The organism is Dietzia sp. SLG310A2-38A2, from assembly GCF_014145095.1.
GTDB lineage: Bacteria > Actinomycetota > Actinomycetes > Mycobacteriales > Mycobacteriaceae > Dietzia.
In genome coordinates, this window is record NZ_JAALDX010000100.1 from 1 (window position 1) to 3,389 (window position 3,389).

At 68.5% G+C, this 3,389-nt stretch carries 2 protein-coding genes and 1 pseudogene; all 3 read left to right on the forward strand.

Going from position 1 to position 3,389, the window contains the following annotated elements; genetic code table 11:
- The coding region (locus tag G6027_RS03955) for a M3 family metallopeptidase (RefSeq protein ID WP_241726798.1) at positions 1 to 1,282 on the forward strand (1,282 nt) is incomplete at its 5' end.
- Between the two features lie 9 nt (positions 1,283 to 1,291).
- A complete protein-coding gene (locus G6027_RS03960) occupies positions 1,292 to 1,501 on the forward strand; it encodes a hypothetical protein (RefSeq protein ID WP_182635594.1) in 210 nt (69 codons plus the stop codon).
- Between the two features lie 141 nt (positions 1,502 to 1,642).
- A pseudogene (locus G6027_RS03965) lies at positions 1,643 to 2,965 on the forward strand (wax ester/triacylglycerol synthase family O-acyltransferase); the annotation flags it as partial.
- Positions 2,966 to 3,389: the final 424 nt, after the last annotated feature.

Genomic DNA, 3,389 nt, shown 5'->3' on the forward strand with positions numbered 1-3,389 from the left:
CGAGCGCGCGCAGCTGCTGGGCCTGGGCTCCCACGCCGAGCACGTCCTGGCCGTGGAGACCGCGGGGTCGCCCGACGCGGCTCGCGGGCTGCTGCTCGACGTGGTCGACGCGGCCGTCACCAATGCGCGGAACGAGGCCAAGGACCTGCTCGGGGGAGAGGACCGCGAGTTGAACCCGGCCGACTGGGCCTGGGAGTCCGAGCGGTTGCGCGCCGACCGGTTCCAGGTGGATGACGCGACGGTCCGGCCGTACTTCGAACTCGAACGAGTGCTGCGGGATGCGGTCATGCACTCGGCGTCCGAACTCTACGGTCTGCGGTTCTCCGAGCGTCCGGACCTACGGGGGTTCCTGCCGGACGTGCGTGTGATCGAGGTCTTCGACGACGAGCGCAACGAGACCGACGCCGGGATCGGGCTGCTGTTGCTGGATTACTACGCGCGGCCGACCAAGCGGGGCGGGGCCTGGATGAGCTCGTTCCGCGACCAGTCCCGGCTCCTGGACTCGCGGCCCGTCGTGGTCAACGTCATGAATCTGTCCCGGCCCGCACCGGGCGAGCCGACGTTGCTCACCATGGACGAGGTCACCACGATGTTCCACGAGTTCGGGCACGCGCTGCACGGGCTGCTGTCGGACGTGCAGTACCCGGTGTTCTCGGGCACCTCCGTTCCCCGCGACTTCGTCGAGTTCCCCTCCCAGGTCAATGAGATGTGGGCCCGGCGTCCGGAACTGCTCGCCCACTACGCCCGTCATGTGGAGACCGGAGAGACGATCGGTGAGGACCTGGTCGCGCGCATGCGGGAGGCCGAGCGCTTCGGCGAGGGGCAGGCGACCGTGGAGTATCTGGCCGCGGCCCTGCTCGATCTGGCCTGGCACTCGCTGACCCCTGAGCAGGCGGCGGCCGTCACCGACGTCGACGAGTTCGAGTCCGGGGTGTTGGCGGACGCGGGTCTCGACGTCCCCGGCGTGGAACCCAGGTACCGCTCGCGGTACTTCCAGCACATCTTTGCCGGCGGGTACTCGGCCGCCTACTACTCGTACTTCTGGGCGGAGGTCCTGGACGCGGACGCCACGGAGTGGTTCGGCGAGCGTGGGGGACTGCAGCGGTCCTCCGGGGAGGCGATGCGCCGTGAGGTGCTGTCCCGAGGAGGCGCGATCGACTTCCTCGACGCCTACCGGGCCATGCGCGGGTCGGACCCGAGCCCGTCGGCTCTGCTACGCCGTCGAGGCCTGGACAGTTCGGTGGTGGGTGGCCGGGAGGTCGCGGCCGCCGGGCGGTCGTAGGATCGATCCGTGACGGCATTCCTCGAGTTCTGGGACAGGGTCGAACTGTGGCTCGCCACCCTTCCGTTCCCGCTGCAGGTGTTCATCATGCTCGCCGCGGGCATCCCGCTCTTCTTCTTTGTCGCAGTGGGTGTAGAGCGGGTCGCGGATGTGCTCGTGCACCGGTTCCGGGGGCTGGTCGCCTCCGGGGACGCCGAGACCGGGAAGGAGGTCCTCTGATGCCCCGGTCGCGTGTGACTCTCGCCCTGATACTGCTGATCGCGCTCGTCGTGATCGCGTGGCTACTGCTCGACGTCTTCTGAGGAGAAGCGGTCCGCGGAACCGACTCTGCGGGCAGGACTCGGGACGTACACTCCCTCCATGCAGCGCCTGAGTGGACTTGACGCCAGCTTCCTCTACTTCGAGACCAGGGCCCAGCTCCTGCACGTGTGTGGCCTGATAGTCCTCGACGGCTCCGAGATGAACGGCGGGTATTCGTTCGACGCGCTGCGGGCCGAACTCGCCCGCCGGGTCACCGGGATGCCGGGCTTCCGGCGCAAGCTGCACGACTCACTGCTGAACATCGACCATCCGGTCTGGGTCGAGGCCGAGGACTTCAACGTCGACCACCACCTCCACCGGGTGGGCCTGCCCGAACCGGGCGGGGACGAGGTGCTCGCGGAGCTGTGTGGCCACCTGGCCAGCCAGCCGATAGACCGGTCGATGCCGCTCTGGCAGATGTACGTCATCGAGGGGTTGCCCGACGGCCGGTTCGCCGTCTTCGCCAAGATGCACCACTCGACCGTTGACGGCGTCACGGGTGCCAACATGATGTCCCAGCTGTGCTCGCTCACCCCGGACGACCCATCGCTCGACCAGGACATGGTGGAGGAGACCGCCGGCGGGTCGGGAGCCCTCGAACTGGCCGTCGGTGGGGCGCTGTCCCGACTGGCCACGCCCTGGCGGCTGGCCTCGCTGCTGCCGGGAACCCTGGGGGTCCTGCCGTCGTGGATCAACAGGGCCCGCAAGGGACTCGCCATGCCGGCGCCGTTCACCGCGCCCCGCACCCCGTTCAACCGCACCATCACCGGGCACCGGTCCATCTCCTACGCCAGTGTGGACCTGGACCAGATCAAGCGGATCAAGAACGCCTTCGGCACCACCGTCAACGACGTCGTGCTGGCCCTCTGCTCGACCGCCCTGCGCAACTACCTCGACGACCTGGACGAGCTGCCGTCCAAGCCCCTCATCGCGATGGTCCCGATGTCGGTGCACGCCGCGGAGTCGCGCCCCGGGACCAATCGGGTGTCGGGCATGTTCATGTCGTTGGCCACGGACATCGACGACCCGGTCGAGCGGCTCGAGTCGATCCGCGACGCCAACACTGTCGCCAAGGACCACACCGACGCACTCGATGCCAACCTCCTGACCGACTGGGCGCAGTTCGCGGCGCCGTCGGTGTTCGGTTCCGCGGTCCGGATGTACTCGCGCCTGAGGCTCTCGGAGCGTCACCCGGTGGTGCACAACCTCATCATCTCCAACGTGCCCGGACCCAACATCCCCCTGTACTTCCTCGGGGCCAGGGTCACCAAGATGCTGCCGATGGGGCCGGTGTTCCACGGCGCCGGTCTCAACTGCACGGTGATGTCACTCGACGGTGAGCTGCACTTCGGGTTCATCGCCTGCAAGGACCTCGTTCCCGACCCCTGGCCCATGGCCCGCGCGGTGAACGAGGCCATGGAGGAATTCGTCGCCGCGGCCGAGAAACGCGAGGCGAGCGGGACACCCACTGCCGAGCGAATGTCCGCGGCCGAGTTGGGGCAGTTGCGGAAGGACCTGAAGAAGGCGGGCCGTCAGTCGTCGGGCAGCAAGGCCGCGGCCGCCGCGCGCTCCTCCGAGCAGGAGCGGTCCGAAACCAAGGCCACGTCCAAGAAGGCTCCGGCGACGAAGCCGGCGGCACAGAAGACCGCGGCGACCACGAAGCCGGCGGCCAAGAAGCCTGCAGCACAGAAGACCGCAGCCACCACGACGCCGGCCTCCGAGACTAAGGCGGCCTCCGAGAAACCGGCGGCACAGAAGACCGCGACCACCACGAAGCCAGCGGCCAAGAAGACCGCGGCCAAGAAGA